Source organism: Anaeromyxobacter sp. PSR-1 (assembly GCF_000964525.1).
Lineage (GTDB): Bacteria > Myxococcota > Myxococcia > Myxococcales > Anaeromyxobacteraceae > Anaeromyxobacter.
The window spans coordinates 1-15,782 of sequence record NZ_BAZG01000093.1 but is presented as its reverse complement, the minus strand read 5'-3'; the positions used below and the strand labels follow the sequence as shown (position 1 = coordinate 15,782).

Annotated in this window: 13 protein-coding genes; 7 read left to right on the top strand and 6 right to left on the bottom strand. The window is 76.4% G+C overall.

What is annotated here, in order from left to right; all coding sequences use genetic code 11:
• The 4 genes from PSR1_RS14180 to PSR1_RS14165 form a co-directional block, all read right to left on the bottom strand.
• On the bottom strand, positions 1 to 598 hold a 598-nt coding region (locus tag PSR1_RS14180), incomplete at its 3' end, for a pitrilysin family protein (RefSeq protein WP_160309027.1).
• Between the two features lie 174 nt (positions 599 to 772).
• Positions 773 to 1,822 (bottom strand): polyprenyl synthetase family protein, encoded by a 1,050-nt coding sequence (locus tag PSR1_RS14175; protein WP_059438170.1) that lies wholly within the window; start codon positions 1,820 to 1,822, stop codon positions 773 to 775.
• 87 nt (positions 1,823 to 1,909) lie between these two features.
• Positions 1,910 to 3,448, bottom strand: coding sequence for a glycosyltransferase family 39 protein (locus tag PSR1_RS14170; RefSeq protein WP_059438169.1), 1,539 nt, complete (start codon positions 3,446 to 3,448; stop codon positions 1,910 to 1,912).
• 47 nt (positions 3,449 to 3,495) lie between these two features.
• Positions 3,496 to 4,755, bottom strand: a complete 1,260-nt coding sequence (locus PSR1_RS14165; protein ID WP_059438168.1) for a hypothetical protein — start codon at positions 4,753 to 4,755, stop codon at positions 3,496 to 3,498.
• A gap of 55 nt (positions 4,756 to 4,810) precedes the next feature.
• Between PSR1_RS14165 and truA the strand changes: the two genes are divergently transcribed.
• The 3 genes from truA (at position 4,811) to PSR1_RS14150 (ending at position 7,369) form a co-directional block, all read left to right on the top strand.
• On the top strand, positions 4,811 to 5,548 hold the full coding sequence (truA, locus tag PSR1_RS14160) for a tRNA pseudouridine(38-40) synthase TruA (protein ID WP_059438167.1): 738 nt from the start codon (positions 4,811 to 4,813) through the stop codon (positions 5,546 to 5,548).
• A 113-nt stretch (positions 5,549 to 5,661) separates the two neighbouring features.
• Entirely contained in the window at positions 5,662 to 6,750 is a 1,089-nt protein-coding gene (gene asd, locus PSR1_RS14155) for an aspartate-semialdehyde dehydrogenase (RefSeq protein ID WP_059438166.1), read from the top strand.
• 175 nt (positions 6,751 to 6,925) lie between these two features.
• Positions 6,926 to 7,369 (top strand): bacteriohemerythrin, encoded by a 444-nt coding sequence (locus PSR1_RS14150; protein ID WP_059438165.1) that lies wholly within the window; start codon positions 6,926 to 6,928, stop codon positions 7,367 to 7,369.
• Positions 7,370 to 7,376: 7 nt separating this feature from the next.
• Here PSR1_RS14150 and PSR1_RS14145 read toward each other — a convergent pair whose 3' ends face one another.
• Together PSR1_RS14145 and clpB are read right to left on the bottom strand one after the other, a co-directional pair.
• A complete protein-coding gene (locus tag PSR1_RS14145) occupies positions 7,377 to 8,219 on the bottom strand; it encodes an LEA type 2 family protein (RefSeq protein WP_059438164.1) in 843 nt (280 codons plus the stop codon).
• Positions 8,220 to 8,353: 134 nt separating this feature from the next.
• Positions 8,354 to 10,966: an ATP-dependent chaperone ClpB gene (gene clpB / locus PSR1_RS14140; RefSeq protein WP_059438163.1), complete on the bottom strand. Its 2,613-nt coding sequence runs from the start codon at positions 10,964 to 10,966 to the stop codon at positions 8,354 to 8,356.
• 197 nt (positions 10,967 to 11,163) lie between these two features.
• Here clpB and PSR1_RS14135 point away from each other — a divergent pair, with 197 nt between their 5' ends.
• The 4 genes from PSR1_RS14135 to PSR1_RS14120 all read left to right on the top strand — a co-directional run.
• Positions 11,164 to 12,618, top strand: a complete 1,455-nt coding sequence (locus PSR1_RS14135; protein WP_059438162.1) for a trypsin-like peptidase domain-containing protein — start codon at positions 11,164 to 11,166, stop codon at positions 12,616 to 12,618.
• 90 nt (positions 12,619 to 12,708) lie between these two features.
• A complete protein-coding gene (locus PSR1_RS14130) occupies positions 12,709 to 13,815 on the top strand; it encodes a type III polyketide synthase (protein ID WP_059438161.1) in 1,107 nt (368 codons plus the stop codon).
• Positions 13,809 to 14,111, top strand: a complete 303-nt coding sequence (locus PSR1_RS14125; RefSeq protein ID WP_059438160.1) for an acyl carrier protein — start codon at positions 13,809 to 13,811, stop codon at positions 14,109 to 14,111. The genes PSR1_RS14130 and PSR1_RS14125 overlap by 7 nt, the downstream gene beginning before the upstream one ends.
• The coding region (locus PSR1_RS14120; RefSeq protein WP_059438159.1) for an AMP-binding protein at positions 14,108 to 15,782 on the top strand (1,675 nt) is incomplete at its 3' end. The genes PSR1_RS14125 and PSR1_RS14120, both read left to right, overlap by 4 nt.

Here is a 15,782-nt window from a genome sequence, read left to right as displayed (position 1 = left end):
GCACGTCCTCGAGCGTGATGGCGCGCAGCGACTCCGGCGTCGCGATCCGCCCGTAGGGGTGGCCCGCCAGCGCGCGGGCGGTCAGCCGGTCCACCTGCGACCAGAGCGCGTCCGGGTCGCCCCGCAGCGCCAGCTCCTGCAGGACCACCTCGCGCTCCCGGCGCAGCTCCGGCTCGTCCACCCCCGCGAGCGGGTCGCGCAGCCGGTCGGCCTCGATGCGGAGCAGCGCGTCGAGCTGCTCGGGATCGCCCACCGCGTGGAAGTCGGTGGCGTCCGCGGAGGTGCGCCCGTCGAACTCGACCCCCTCCGCCTCGAGGCGCGCCGAGAGCGCGCGCCCCTCGCCGTGGCGCGCGCGGAAGGAGAGGTGCTCGACGAGGTGCGCGAGGCCCTCCTTCCCGGCGGGGTCGCGCGCGCTGCCGACCCGGTACGAGGCGGCCACCAGCGTGTCGGGGCGGTGCGGCAGCGCGTAGGCGACCAGCTGGATCCCGGAGGGCAGCGCCTCCGCGCCGGTGGCGCAGGCCGGCGTGGAGAGCCGGGGCCTGCCGAAGGCGCAGGACGCGAGCAGGAACGGGGCGAGCGCGGCGACGCGGGCGCGCATCGATGGGCAAGTATGGACCCGAACCGTCGAAGCGGAGTCCCCGGTTGGTGCCGGACGGAGCGTCGGGGCGACCGCTCTCGCATCCCGCCGACCGGCGAATCCACGCCGGACGAAGGCGAGCAGGGTGGGGCCCCCGCGCAGCGGGGGAGGGGCGCAGCCCTCGTTACGATCCGATCAAAAGGCCCGTTCCGTCAGCTGCAGCGCGGCGGCATGCAGCGCGCGGCGGTGCACGCCGTCCGGCACCTGCTCGAGCGCCTCGAGCGCGCTGCGGGTGTGCTCGCGGGCGAGCGCGCGCGCGGCGTCCACCCCGCCCACGCGCTTCACGACCTCGATCACCTCGCCGGCCACCGCCTCCACGTCGGCGGTGCCGTCGACCACGCCCCCGAGCCGCGCGCGGAGCGCGGGCTCCGCCTCGCAGGCGCGGATGAGCGGCAGCGTGGCCTTGCCCTCGATGAGGTCGGTGCCGAGCCGCTTGCCGAGGAGCGCGGGATCGGCGGCGTAGTCGAGCGCGTCGTCCACCAGCTGGAACGCGACCCCGATGCCCTCGCCGAAGCGCACCAGCGCGGCGGGGATCTCGCCCACCTCGCCGGCGGCCCAGGCGCCGGCCGCGGCCGCCCAGCCGAACAGCGACGCGGTCTTGCCCATCACCACGTCCATGTACGCCTGCTCGGTGGCGGAGAACCCGCCGCGGAGCGAGAGCTGCAGCACCTCGCCCTCCACCAGCCGCCGCATGGTGGCGAGCAGCGGCGGCAGCGCCGCGGAGCGGGCCGCCTCGGCCGAGACGATCTCGAGCGCGCGGGTGAGCAGCCAGTCGCCGGAGAGCACCGAGACGGCGTTGCCCCAGATGACGCGCGAGGCCGGCTGGCCGCGCCGCACCGGGCCGTCGTCGATGACGTCGTCGTGCAGCAGCGTGGCCGAGTGGGTCAGCTCGGCGGCCACCGCGTACGGCACGGCGCTCCGCATCTCGCCGCCGCACGCGCCGCAGGCGAGCAGGGTGACCATGGGGCGGATCCGCTTGCCGCCGGCGGAGACGAGGTGGCGCGCGGCCGCCTGGAGCTTCGCCTCGGCGTCCTCGGTGGCGCGGGTGAGCTGCGCCTCCAGCTCGAGCAGGCTCTCCGGGAGGCTCGGCACGCCGGCGAGCGCCGCCTGCGCGCGCTCCGGGCGCACGCCGCGCTGCGCGCTCGCGTCGAGCTGGGAGAGGATGGCCTGCTCTTGCGCCGCCATTTCCGCGCCTCCGGGGGAACCTTCAACGAAAGTTGAAGCCGCATATAGCGCGGCTGGCGCCGCGGGGTCAACGAATGCGGCCCGGCCTCACTGGTAGGAGCGGAGCGCGGGCCACAGCCCGGCGAGCGGGCGCCGCAGCCCCCTGCAGATCCAGATCCAGCGCGCGTCCTCGTAGGGCATCACCCACGGGCTCGCGGGCAGCCGCGCCGCGAGGACGCGCTCGCGGAACGCGCCGCCGCAGTCCTCGTCCGCGTCGGAGATCACGATGAGCGGGTCGCCGCGGCCGGGCGGCACGCCCCAGAGCCAGTACTGGTTGTGGCCGGAGACGGCCGGCGGCAGCCCGAGCGCCGCGCCGTACACCTCCACCGCCGCCGCCTCGCCGTAGTTCTGGCCGAACACCGCCGCGGTGGCGCGCTCCGCCGGCGCGAGCGTCGCGGCCGCCTCGGCGACGCCGCGCGCGAGCTCGGGCCAGCCGTGCTGGTCGGCGTAGATCTGCGGGAGGACGCCGTACGCGGTCCGCTCCATCCGCTCCGGCTCGAGGCCGAGCGCGGCCTGCCAGCGGACGAACGCCGGCTCGGGCAGGATCGGGATCGCGAGCGGCAGCCCCGGGGCGAGCGAGGCGAGCGCCAGCGCGGGGGCGGCCACCCTCAGCGCCGGGCGCCGGAGGAGCGGCGCCGCGGCGGCCCCGCCCGCCGCGAGCAGGATCGGCAGCACCGGCGCGGCGTAGTACGGCTTGCCGCCGGTGGCGGCGAGGAGCGCGAGGTAGAGCGCGCCCCCGATCCCGAGCGCCCGCGCGGCCGGCGCGGCCCGCGCGCCCGCCCGGCCGACGAGCCAGCCGAGGCCGCCCAGCCACAGCGGCGCGAGCAGCGGGTTCGCGTCGCGCAGGAGCCCGAGCGCGAAGGCGGGCGGCGAGGTGGGCGCGTTCTTGTGGAGCTGCCCGTTCCGCACCAGCTCGAGGAACGGGAGCCCGTGCGCGAGCTGCCAGGCGAGGTTGGGCAGGACCGCGAGCAGCCCGACCGCCGCGCCCGCGAGCGCCCAGCGCGTCCGGAGCGCGCGCCGCGCCGAGGTGGCCGCGACGCCGGCGAGGAGCGCCAGCGCCACCAGCGCCGAGGTGTACTTGAAGAGCGCGGCGAGCCCGGCCACCGCGCCGGCCGCGACCCACAGGCGCGGGTCGCCGCCGTCCGCGAGCCGGACCAGGAGCAGCGCCAGCGCGAGCACGAGCAGCGGCTCGAACGCGTTCATGGTGAGGTAGTGCCCGAGCGCGAGCAGGACGCCGCAGGCGAGCGTGGCCGCCGACGCGAGCGCCGCCCCGGCCGCGCCGCCCCCGAGCCGCGCGGCGAGGCGTCCGGCGAGGAGCACCGTCGCCGCCGAGGCGAGCCAGGCCGGGAGCCGCAGCCCGGGCACCCAGGTGCCGGACAGCTCCGAGGCGAGCCGCGCCACCACCGCGATGCCGGGCGGCTGGTCCACGTAGCCGGCCGCGAGGCGCCGTCCGCAGGCGACGAAGTACAGCTCGTCGCGGAAGATCCCGTAGCGCCCGCCGCAGGCGGCGTGCAGCGCGAACGCGAGCGCGGCGAGCGCGCGCGGTGCGTCGAGGAACGGCCGGCGCGCGGGGCGGGACGGATCCACGCGGCGAGCTTACCGGTCCCGGCCGCGCGGGCGGCCTCCCTGCCGGGTCACTCCCGCCACGTCTCCAGGACGAGGTCGTCGTAGAGCACGCTGCCCTCGTAGTAGTTCACGTGCGGATCGCCGAGCATGAACCAGTCCGGCCAGGCGCCGCCCGCCGGCCAGCGCGGGTACGCCGGCCCCACCGACGCGAACGCGCCCTCGTCCACGCAGCGCGCCGCGCCCGCCGCCTCGGCCGCGTCCACGGGGTAGTGGAAGACGCAGGCCGCGGCGGCGTCGATGGAGGCGCGGTAGGTCTGCTCGCCGCCGTACCGGAACTTCCCCGAGACCTCGACGGTGTAGCGCGGCCCGTCGCGCTCGAGGGTCACGCGGTACCAGGTGTCCGGCAGGTACGCGTCCACCGCGCGGATCGCGCCGGACGGCTGCCAGGCGCCGTTCGAGAAGGACAGGAACGGCGGGCCGGTGCGCTCGGTGCCGGGCTGCGTGCCGTCGAGCGCGAACAGCATCACCGGGTGCTCGCCCGACCCCACGAAGCGGCTCCCGTCCCAGATCTCCATCCACGGCGGGTAGTGGTTGTCCGAGTCCACCACGACCTTGCGGTGGTGGTGGATCCAGGTGTTCACGTGCGGCCGCGGCAGCCGGTCGAGGATGGTCAGCCAGTAGAAGCCGTTCTGCCGGGTGGCGTCCTCGCCCGGCCACCACGGCCCGGCGTCGGCGGGCCCGTCGTAGCCGTTCAGCCCGCCCGCGACCCCGTCGCCGAACGACGGGAACCCCACCCGCACCGAGATGCGGTAGCGCGCCGGGAGCGGCGCGGAGGGGCGGAGCACGGTCGCGTCGGTGTGCGCGCGCGAGGTGATCCGCAGCGCGTGGTTGGAGGGGTCGGCGGGATCCTGGACCACCTCGGCGAGCTCGCGCGTGGAGGCGCCCGCGCGGCGCGTGTACGACTCGACCGTGAACCAGCCGCCCGCGCCCGCGGGCGTCGAGGCGCGGAACGCCGCCGGCGGCGTGACGTTCCGTGAAGCGAAGAACGCCCCGCCGTCCGAGAACGGGCCGTCGTCCGGCACCGGGTCCGGCGCGAACGCGCCGTCGGGCAGCGCCGCCTCGAAGCGCTCCGCGGCCGCCACCGCCCAGCCCGGCGCCCCCGGCGGCGGGGCCGGCGGCGGGTTCGGCCCGCCGTCGCCGGGCGGCGGCGCGCCGCCCCCGTTCCCGCCGGAGCCGCACCGCGCGAGGAGGGCGGCGGCGACGAGCGCCAGCGCGAGCAGGGCGAAGGGGCGCAGCACGGCCACGGCGGAGACGGCGGCGGTCCGCATGCCGGGACCCTGCGCATCGGGCCGCCCGGCCGCGAGGGCGTGGTACCTTCGCGGCGTGCCGGTGGTGAAGCTCGTGCTGGAGTACGACGGGACCGCGTACGTCGGCTGGCAGGTCCAGCCGAACGGGCCCTCGATCCAGGCGGAGGTCGAGCGGGCGCTCGCCACCCTGCACAAGGCGCCGCGCCGGGTCACCGCGGCGGGGCGCACCGACGCGGGCGTCCACGCGCGCGGCCAGGTGGTCTCCTTCCCGGAGGAGCGACCGCTCCCGGTGAAGGCCTACGTCATGGGCATGAACGCGCTCCTGCCGCCCGACGTGGCGGTGCGCGCGGCCAGCCTCGAGCCCGACGGCTTCGACGCCCGCCGCAGCGCGCGCGGCAAGCGCTACCGCTACGTCGTCGAGAACCTGCCCACCCGCGCCCCGCTCAGCCGGCTGCAGGCCTGGCAGCACTTCCACCCGCTCGACGTCGCGGCCGTGCGCGAGGCGGCGGCGCACCTGGTCGGGCGCCACGACTTCGCCGCGTTCCAGGCGGCCGACTGCGCCTGCGAGCACGCCGTTCGCGAGGTGCGCCGGCTGGAGGTGCTGGGCGAGGCGGGCGGCCGGGTCGAGGTGGTCATCGAGGCGACCGCGTTCGTGAAGCACATGGTGCGGAACATCGTCGGCACGCTGGTGGAGGTGGGGCGGGGCAGGCGGGCGCCCGGCTCCATGCTCGCCCTGCTCGCGCGCGGCGATCGCACCGAGGCCGGGCCGACGGCGCCGCCGCAGGGGCTGTTCCTCGAAGAGGTCTTCTACTGAGCCGCCCGGCGGCCGCCGCTCCCCACGACGCGGGAGCCGTCGGCCCGCGCCCCCGGTGTGCTACCCTCTCCGCCTTTCCCCTCGCGTTCGCCCCTCCTCGGAGGAGAGGAGCCATGAGCCAGAAGAAGCTGAAGGTCGGAGTCCTCGGCGCCACCGGCATGGTCGGTCAGCGCTTCGTCGCCCTGCTCGAGAACCACCCCTGGTACGAGGTCACGCTGGTCGCGGCCAGCGCCAACTCGGCCGGGCAGAAGTACGCCGACGCGGTGAAGGGGCGCTGGGCGCTCAAGTCGGCGCTCCCCGCGGCGACCGCCGGGCTCACGGTGAAGAACGCCTCCGACGTGGCGGCCATCGCCGGCGAGGTGGACTTCGTCTTCTGCGCGGTGGACATGCCGAAGGACGAGACCGCGCGGCTCGAGGAGGACTACGCGAAGCACGAGACGCCGGTGGTCTCGAACAACTCCGCCCACCGCGGCACGGCCGACGTGCCGATGATGGTGCCCGAGCTCAACCCGGAGCACGCCGCGGTGATCGAGGCGCAGCGCAGGCGGCTCGGCACGTCGCGCGGGTTCATCGCGGTGAAGCCGAACTGCTCGCTCCAGAGCTACGTGCCGGCCATCCACCCGCTCATGAAGTTCGGCCCGAAGCGCATCGCGGTCGCCACCTACCAGGCGATCTCCGGCGCCGGGAAGACCTTCGAATCCTGGCCGGAGATGGTGGACAACCTCATCCCCTTCATCAAGGGCGAGGAGGAGAAGAGCGAGAAGGAACCGATGAAGATCTGGGGCCGGGTGGAGGGCGGGAAGATCGTCGCCGCCCAGGACCCGGTCATCACCGCCCAGTGCATCCGCGTGCCCGCCTCCGACGGCCACATGGCGGCGGTGTTCGTGTCCTTCGAGCGGAAGCCCTCGAAGGAGGACGTGCTCGAGCTGTGGAAGAGCTTCTCCGGCAAGCCGCAGAAGCTGGGCCTGCCCTCCGCGCCGAAGCCGTTCCTCCAGTACTTCGAGGACGAGTCCCGCCCGCAGACCCGGCTCGACCGCGACGCCGGCGACGGCATGGCGGTCACCATCGGCCGCCTGCGCCCGGACGCGATCTTCGACTACCGGTTCGTGTGCCTGTCGCACAACACGGTGCGCGGCGCCGCCGGCGGGGCGGTGCTCACCGCCGAGCTCCTCACGGCCGACGGCTACATCCAGGCGAAGTAGCCCGCCCGCTCGCCCGCCCCCCTCGAGCCCCCTCGCCGGATCGCCGGCGAGGGGGGCTTCGTCCCGGTCCGCCGCGCGCCCGCCGCCCCGGCGGAGGGCGAGGCGCCGCGGTTCGCGGCGGGTTACATCAGGGCTGCCGCGGCTCGCGCCGGAGCCGCCGGAGGCCGCCCGCCCCATGCGCTTCGTCGACCCCAGCCAGATCCCCGAGCTGCCGCTGCCGTTCATGAACGAGGACCACGCCGAGGAGATCCGGCTGCTCGAGGCGCTCGGCGAGGCGCTCGAGGCGCACCGCGCCCGGCGGGGCAGCCTGGACGCGGTGCTGGAGCGCCTCTCGCTGCTCGCGGTCCACACCCGCGAGCACTTCCTCCGGGAGGAGCAGGTCATGCGCGAGACCGGCTTCCCCGCCTACCCGCAGCACAAGGGGGAGCACGACCGCGTGCTCGCCGAGATGGACGGCGAGGCCCGCGCCTTCCGCGAGGGCGGCGATCCGGTGCGCCTCCGGGGCTACCTCTTCGAGACGGTGCCGGCGTGGTTCGTCCAGCACATCCGCACCATGGACGCGATGACCGCGCGCTTCGTGGCCTCGCGCCCGGGCGCGCCGGGCGCCGCCGCCGTCTAGGCCGCGCTCACCGCGCCGCGAGCGCGCCGCGCAGGTCCACGCCCACCTCCAGCGCGCCGTACCCGGCGCGCCCCGACACCGACAGGTCCGCCCGGCCGCGGACCGCGCCCGCCAGCGCGCCGGCGGCCGCGCCCACAGTGGAGAAGCGGACCGGCACCACCACCGTCGCCTGGCCCTGCGGCGGCACCGCGTCGAGCGCGGACTTCGCCGCCTGGATCACCGGCACGCCCGAGACGCTGAGGTCGTAGGAGAGGCGGCCGGTGGGCAGCGGGAAGGGGTTCGGGTTCCGCACGCTCACGCGCAGCTCGACCACCGTATGGAACAGGGTGGACTCGCGCACCACCGCGTCGGCGAGCGTCACCGAGGGCAGGCGCGGGAGCACCACGCTGCCGTCCATCCGGTAGGGCACCGCCACCGTGCCGCCGCCGGCCCGCACCCGCGCGGCGCCGCTCACCGTGACCGGGAGCGAGGGACGCGTCGCGAGCGCCTCCAGGAAGCCGGGGACGTCGGCCCAGCGCAGCCGGACCGGGACCGTCACCGGCACCGCGCCGCCGGCCGGGAGCACGAGCTCGCTCGCCACCTGGCCGCCGCCGGCGGGCGCGCCCATCACCTCGAACGCGTAGGTGAAGCCCGCCACCGGCAGGGCCATCGGGTTCGGGTTCTCGATGCGCCCGGAGAGCGCCAGCGCCACGCCGTACGCGTCGGCGCCGGTGGGGAGGAGCGCCTCGGGGCGGAAGGCCGGCGGGTCGATCGCGAGCGGCGGGGTCCGCACCGCGCGGCCGCCGCAGGCGGCGGTGAGGGCGACGAGCGCGGCGAGGGCGGCGAGGGCGGCGTGGCCGAGCGGACGCATGCGGGGACCTCCGGGGCCCGCAGGAGGGCGGGCCGTCCGGTTGTAGTCCGCCGCGATCCGGGGCCGACAGGCCCGGCGTCGGGCGAGGTGGGGCCGGGGCGCACACGCGCCGCCGGCCCGCCCCCGCCCTCGGCTCAGTGGACCGTGACCTCCGGCCGCTCGCCCTTGCGGAAGGCGATGTTGCCGTCCTTGCCCTCGTCCACCACCACGTGGTCGCCGGCCTTGAACTCGCCCTGGAGCAGGCGGGTCGCGAGCGGGTCCTGCACCATCCGCTGGATGGCGCGCTTCAGCGGGCGCGCGCCGTAGACCGGATCGTACCCGGCGTCGGCGATGGCCTCGCGCGCTGCCTCGGTGAGCTCGAGGGTGACGTGGCGCTCCTCGATGAGCTTGCGCAGGCGGGCGAGCTGGATCTCGACGATCCGGCCCACGTCCTCGCGGCCGAGCGGCCGGAACACCACGATCTCGTCCACCCGGTTCAGGAACTCGGGGCGGAACTCGCCGCGGAGGTGCTCGAGCGCCGCCTCGCGGATCTGCTGCATGTCCGCCCCGGGCCGGCCGGCCAGCCGCTGGATGTCGGCCGAGCCGATGTTGGAGGTCATGATGATGACCGTGTTGCGGAAGTCCACCGTGCGGCCCTGGCCGTCGGTGAGCCGGCCGTCGTCGAGGATCTGGAGCAGCACGTTGAACACGTCGTGGTGCGCCTTCTCGATCTCGTCGAACAGCACCACCGCGTACGGCCGCCGGCGCACCGCCTCGGTGAGCTGGCCGCCCTCCTCGTAGCCGACGTAGCCCGGGGGCGCGCCGATCAGCCGCGAGACGGTGTGCTTCTCCATGTACTCGGACATGTCGAGCCGGACCATGGCCCGCTCGTCGTCGAACAGGAACTGCGCGAGCGCGCGGGCGGTCTCGGTCTTCCCGACGCCGGTGGGGCCGAGGAAGATGAACGAGCCGATGGGGCGGTTCGGGTCCTGCAGGCCGGAGCGGGCCCGGCGCACCGCGGCCGAGACGGCGCTCACCGCCTCCTCCTGCCCGACCACCCGCTCGTGCAGGCGCTGCTCCATCCCGAGCAGCTTCTCGACCTCGCCCTCCATGAGGCGCGACACCGGGATGCCGGTCCACTTCGAGACGACCTCGCCGATCTCCTCCGGCGTCACCTCCTCCTTCAGCATGGCGCCGCGGGTCTGCGCCTCGGCGAGCTTCTCCTCGGCGGCCTTCACCCGCCGCGTCAGCTCCGGCAGCCGCCCGAACTTGATCTCGGCGGCCTTCTGGAAGTCGGCCTGCCGCTCGGCGGCGGCCTGCTCGACCTTCAGCGCCTCCAGCTCCTCGCGCGCCTGGTTCAGCTCCAGGATCACCGCCTTCTCGGCGTCCCAGCGCCCCTTCAGCGCGGTGAACTCCTCGTTGCGGGCGGCGAGCTCCTTCTCCACCGCGGCGAGCCGCGCGCGCGAGGCCTCGTCCTGCTCCTTGCGCAGGCCCTGCCGCTCGATCTCGAGCTGCCCGATCCGGCGGCGCACCTCGTCCACCTCGGTCGGCATCGAGTCGATCTCGATGCGCAGCCGGCTGGCCGCCTCGTCCACGAGGTCGATGGCCTTGTCGGGCAGGAAGCGGTCGGTGATGTAGCGGCTCGACAGCCGCGCCGCCTCGACCAGCGCCGCGTCCTGGATGCGGACCTTGTGGTGCAGCTCGTAGCGGTCCTTCAGGCCGCGCAGGATCGAGATGGTGTCGGTGAGCGACGGCTCGCCCACGAACACCGGCTGGAAGCGCCGCTCCAGGGCCGGGTCCTTCTCGATGTGCTTGCGGTACTCGTTGACCGTGGTGGCGCCCACCGCGTGCAGCTCGCCGCGGGCCAGGGCGGGCTTCAGCATGTTGCCCGCGTCCATGGCGCCCTCGGCGGCGCCGGCGCCCACGATGGTGTGCATCTCGTCGATGAAGAGGATGATCTGGCCCTCCGAGCCGGTCACCTCCTTCAGCACCGCCTTCAGCCGCTCCTCGAACTCGCCGCGGAACTTGGCGCCGGCGAGCAGCGCGCCCAGGTCGAGCGCGAGCAGCCGCTTGTTCTTCAGCCCCTCCGGCACGTCGCCGTCCACGATCCGGCGCGCCAGGCCCTCGACGATGGCGGTCTTGCCGACGCCGGGGTCGCCCACCAGCACCGGGTTGTTCTTGGTGCGGCGGGAGAGGATCTGGACCACGCGCCGGATCTCGTCGTCGCGGCCGATGACCGGGTCGAGCTTGCCCTTCTTCGCGAGGTCGGTGAGGTCCTTCGCGTACTTCTCGAGCGCGCGGTACTGGCTCTCGGCCTCGGGCGAGGTGACGCGCGCGCCGCCCCGCACCTCCTGCACCGCCTGGCGGACGCGGTCGGGCGTGGCGCCGGACGCGCGCAGCGCCTCGCCGGCGCCGCCCTTGTCCTCGGCGGCGGCGAGCAGCAGGTGCTCGGTCGAGACGTACTCGTCCTTCAGCTTGCGGGCGTCGTCCTCGGCCCGGTCGAAGAGCTTCAGCAGGCGGGTGGACGGGTAGGGCTCGCCGCCCGACACCTTCGGCAGCGAGCGCAGCTCGTCCTCCACGCGCGAGGCGACCAGGCGCGGGTCCGCGCCGATCTTCTCCAGCACCGGGCGCGCGATGCCCTCCTCCTGGCCGAGCAGCGCGAGCGCCAGGTGCTCGGCGTCCACCGCCTGGTGATCGCGGCGGCGCGCCTCCCCCTGCGCGGCGGCGAGGACCTCCTGCGCCTTCACGGTGAGCTTTTCCATTCGCATGGGGCCAACGTAAGACCGGGAGGACCCCTGGCAAGCGAGCCGGGCCGCAGGGGCGCGCGCGGCCGGGCGGGTGCGCGGGTTCCCTCGGCGGGGGGGGCGGCCGCGCACAATGCGTCACGCATTCCTCGCTTGCCTGGGGGCGCCCGGCATGGAGACTTCCGCCCGAGGCCCGGCGGTCCGGGCGGGAGAGGACGGCCATGGCGAGCGGCGGGCAGGGGTGGAAGGCGATGGCGCTGGCGGCGGCGCTCGGGGGGCTCGGCGCGCCCGGGACGGCCGCCGCGGGCCCGAAGCCGGCGGGCGCGGCGGCGCAGCCGCAGGCGCCGGCGAAGGCCAGGGGGCCGGCCGGCACCGGCATCCTGCGCGCGCTCGACGCCGCGCTCGGCGAGGTGATCGAGAAGATCTCGCCCGCGGTGGTGCAGGTCACGGTGAGCGGCTACGCGCCCGCCGACGAGACCGCCTCCGGCGCGATCGTGCGCCAGCGCGTGCTCGGGTCCGGCGTGGTCGTCGACCCGGACGGCTACATCGTCACGAACGCGCACGTGGTGGCGGGCGCGCAGCGGGTCCGGATCCTCCTGCCGGAGGGGCGCGGCCCCGCGGCGCACACCGCGCGCCGCATCTACGACGCGCGCGTCATCGGGATCGAGCCGGAGATCGACCTCGCGCTCCTCAAGATCGACGCGCGGAACCTGCCGGTGCTGGCGCTCGGGCGGCGCGAGGTCCGCCCCGGCCAGCTCGTGTTCGCGGTCGGCAGCCCGGAGGGGCTCGCCAGCACCGTGACCATGGGCGTGGTCTCGTCGGTGGCGCGGCAGCCCGACCCGGCGCGGCCGGTCGTCTACATCCAGACCGACGCGCCCATCAACCCGGGGAACAGCGGCGGGCCGCTGGTGGACACCGACGGGAACGTGGTCGGCATCAACACGTTCATCCTCACGCAGGGCGGCGGGAGCGAGGGGCTGGGCTTCGCGATCCCGTCCGACGTGGTGAAGTACGTCTACGAGAGCCTGCGGCGCCACGGCCGCGTCGAGCACAGCATGATCGGGCTCGCCGCCCAGGCCATCACGCCCGGGCTGGCGTCCGGGCTCCGGCTCTCGCAGGACTGGGGCGTGGTGGTGGGCGACGTGGCGCCGGGCAGCCCGGCGGAGAAGGCCGGGGTGCTGGCCGGCGACATCATCGTGTCGGTGGACGGGCGGCCCATCGACGGGATGCCCTCGCTCGCGCCGGCCATCTACCTGCACCCGGCGGACGCGCCGCTCTCGCTGGTGCTCCGGCGCGGCGAGGAGGTGCTCTCGGTGAAGGTGGCGGGCGTGGAGCCGCGCCGCCCGGCCGAGCGGCTCGCCGACGTGGCCGACGTGGCCCGCAGCACCGTCCCGCGGCTCGGGGTGGTGGCGATGGACCTCGACGAGCAGACCCGGGCGGCCATGCCGGAGCTGCGCTCCCCGGCGGGCGTGGTGGTGGTGGCGCGGGTGCCCGAGGCCGGGCAGGCGGGCGCCGCGCTCGAGCCCGGCGACGTGATCCACGCGGTGAACCGGACGCCCGTCGCCTCGCTCGCCGCGCTGAAGGCGGCGGTGGCCGCGCTCCCTCCGGGCGGCCCCGGCGTGCTCCGGGTGGAGCGGCGCGGCCAGCTGAGCTGGATCGAGCTGGATCTCGACTAGGGGCGGCCGTCCGGACCGGCCGCCCGCTCCGGTGAGCGCCCCGGGCGGACCCGCGCGGACCTTGCAACGCGCGCCGCGGTCCCGCATCGGATGGGTTTCGCCGCGGAGGCCGCCGTTCCATCCACGAGCCCGCACCCGGAAGTCCTCTCCGTCGGCCGCGCGCTGCCGCCGAACGCCGCCGACCAGGAGACGCTCATCGCCGCGCTGTCCGCGCACTGGGGCGCGGCGCACTACAACGCCGGCCGCCTGGCCGAGCTCCACCGGGCCACCGGGGTGGCCCGCCGCCACCTCGCGCTCCCGCTCGACGCGTACCCGCGCCTGGACGGCTTCGGCGAGGCCAACGCCGCCTACGCGCGCGTCGGCGCGGAGCTGGGCGAGGCGGCGGTGCGCGACGCGCTGGAGCGGGCCGGGCTCGCCCCCGCCGACGTCGGCCACCTGTTCTACGTGACCGTCACCGGCGTCGCGACCCCGTCGCTGGATGCACGCCTGGTGAACCGGCTGGCGCTCCCGCGCTCGGTGAAGCGGACGCCCATCTTCGGCCTGGGCTGCCTGGCGGGGGCGGCGGGCCTGGCGCGCGCCTCGGACGCGCTGCGCGCGTTCCCGGACGAGGTGGCGGTGCTCCTGTCGGTCGAGCTCTGCTCGCTCACGCTGCAGCGCGACGACACCTCGATGGCGAACGTGATCGCGACCGGGCTGTTCGGCGACGGCGCGGCCGCGGTGGTGCTGGGCGGCGGGGCGCGCCCGGCGGCGGCGCGGCGCCGCGGGCCGGAGGTGGTCGCGACCGCGTCGGTGCTCTACCCCGACACCGAGTGGGTGATGGGCTGGGAGGTGGTGGACGGCGGCTTCAAGGTCCTCCTCTCGTCGAAGGTGCCCGACGTCATCGCCGCGAACCTCGGCGCGGACGTGGACCGGTTCCTCGCCGCGCACGGCCTCGACCGCGGGCGCATCCGGCACTGGGTCGCGCACACCGGCGGTCCGAAGGTGCTGGAGGCGGTGGGCGGCGCGCTGGGCCTGCCCCGCGCCGCGCTGGAGCGCTCCTGGCGCTCGCTCCACGACATCGGGAACCTCTCCTCGGCCTCGGTCCTCTTCGTGCTCGGCGACCTGCTCGCGTCGGGCGAGGCGCGCCCGGGCGACCTCGGGCTGCTCGCCGCCATGGGCCCGGGCTTCGCGGCCGAGCTGGTGCTGCTGCGATGGTGAGCGCCCGGGACGTCGGCCAGGCGGCGGGGGACGACGCGGAGGGGCGCGTCGCGCAGGAGATCGTGCGGATCGCCCGGGACGAGCTGCGCCTCGACGGCGCGTCCGCCGCGCTGGCGGACGGGCGCGACGCGCCGCTCGCGGACCGGCTCGACTCGCTCGCGCGGCTCTCGCTGGTGGTCGCGGTCGAGGACCGGTTCCGCATCGCGCTCGACGACGAGGGGGCGCTGGCGGTCCGGACGCTGGGGGACCTCGCACGGCTGGTGGTCGCGCGCGCCGCCCCGGAGCTGCTGCCGTGAGGCTGCGCGGGCCGCCCCAGCCGCCGCCCCGCCACCCGACGCTGGCGCACGCGCTCGCCGCCGCGGCCGGGCACCCCTCCGGCGCGACGTTCCTCGACCTGCATGAGCGCGAGACGTTCCTGCCCTGGTCCGAGGTGCGCGCCCGCGCCGAGCGCGCCGCGGCCAACCTCGTGCACCTCGGCGTCCGGCGCGGCGACCGGGTCGCGATCGTGCTCCGCACCGAGCCCGCGTTCCTCGACGCGTTCTTCGGCGCCTGGCTGGCCGGCGCGGTGCCGGTCCCGCTCTACCCGCCGGTGCGGCTGGGCCGGCTCGACGCGTACGCGGAGGACACGGGCCGGATGCTCCAGGTGGCCGGGGCGCGCCTGGTCGTGTCGGCGGGCGGCACGCGGCGGCTGCTCGGCGGCGCCGTGGAGCGGGGCGGCCCGGAGCTCGGATGCGTGGACGTGTCGGCGCTGTCGGCGCTGCCCGCCCGCATCGCGCGCGAGCCCGAGCCCGACGCGCTCGGCCTGGTGCAGTTCTCCTCCGGCACCACGGTGGATCCGAAGCCGGTCGCGCTCACCCACCGCGCGCTCGCCGCCATGGCCGACGCGCTGCTCGCGGCCACCGCGCCGGGCCCGGACGACGTGCTCGTCTCGTGGCTGCCGCTCTACCACGACATGGGCCTCATCGGCTGCCTGCTCGCCGCCATGAGCTACCCGGGCCCGCTGGTGCTCATCCCGCCCGAGCACTTCCTCACCCGCCCCGCGCTCTGGCTGCGCGCGCTGGCCCGCAAGCGCGGCACGATCTCCGCCGCGCCCAGCTTCGCGTTCGCGTTCGCGGCCGACCGGGTCCGGGACGCCGACCTCGCGGGCCTCTCGCTCGCGTCGGTGCGGCTGCTGCTCGACGGCGCCGAGCCGGTCTCGGCGGTGGCGCTGCGGCGCTTCGCCGAGCGCTTCGGGCCGCACGGCCTGGACCCGCGGGCGCTCGTGCCCGTGTACGGCCTCAGCGAGGCGGCGCTGGCGGTGACGTTCGCGCGGCCCGGCGCACCGCTCGGCGGGCTCGGGGTGGACGCGGCCCGGCTCGCCTCGGAGGGCGTGGTCGCGCCCGGCGGGCGCGAGGTGGTGCCGGTCGGGACCCCGGTGCCCGGCGTGGAGCTCGAGCTGCGCGGCGACGACGGGGTGCGGGTGGGGGCGGGGCGGGTCGGGCGCGTGTTCGTCCGCGGCCCGGCCCTCATGCGCGGGTACCTGGGCGACGCCGCGGCGACGGCGCGCGCGCTCCAGGGCGGGTGGCTCGACACCGGCGACCTCGGGTTCGTGGTGGACGGCGCGCTGTACCTCCACGGCCGCGCGCGCGACCTCGTCATCGTGCGCGGCGCGAACCACGCGCCGGAGGAGTTCGAGGCGCCGCTCGCGGCGCTGCCGGGGCTGCGGCCGGGCTGCGCGGTGGCGCTCGGCTTCCAGCCGGAGGGGGGCGCGGGCGAGGCGCTGCTCGTCCTCGCCGAGCGCGCGCGGGACGAGGCGGCCTCCGACGCCGAGCTCGAGGCGCGCGTCCGGCGCGCGGTGCTCGCGGCCACCGGCATCGCCCCGCACACGGTCCGGCTGCTCGCGCCCGGCACGCTCCCGCGGACGTCCTCCGGCAAGCTGCGGCGCGCCGAGGCGCTGCGCCGGTTCCAGGCGGGGACGCTCACGCCGC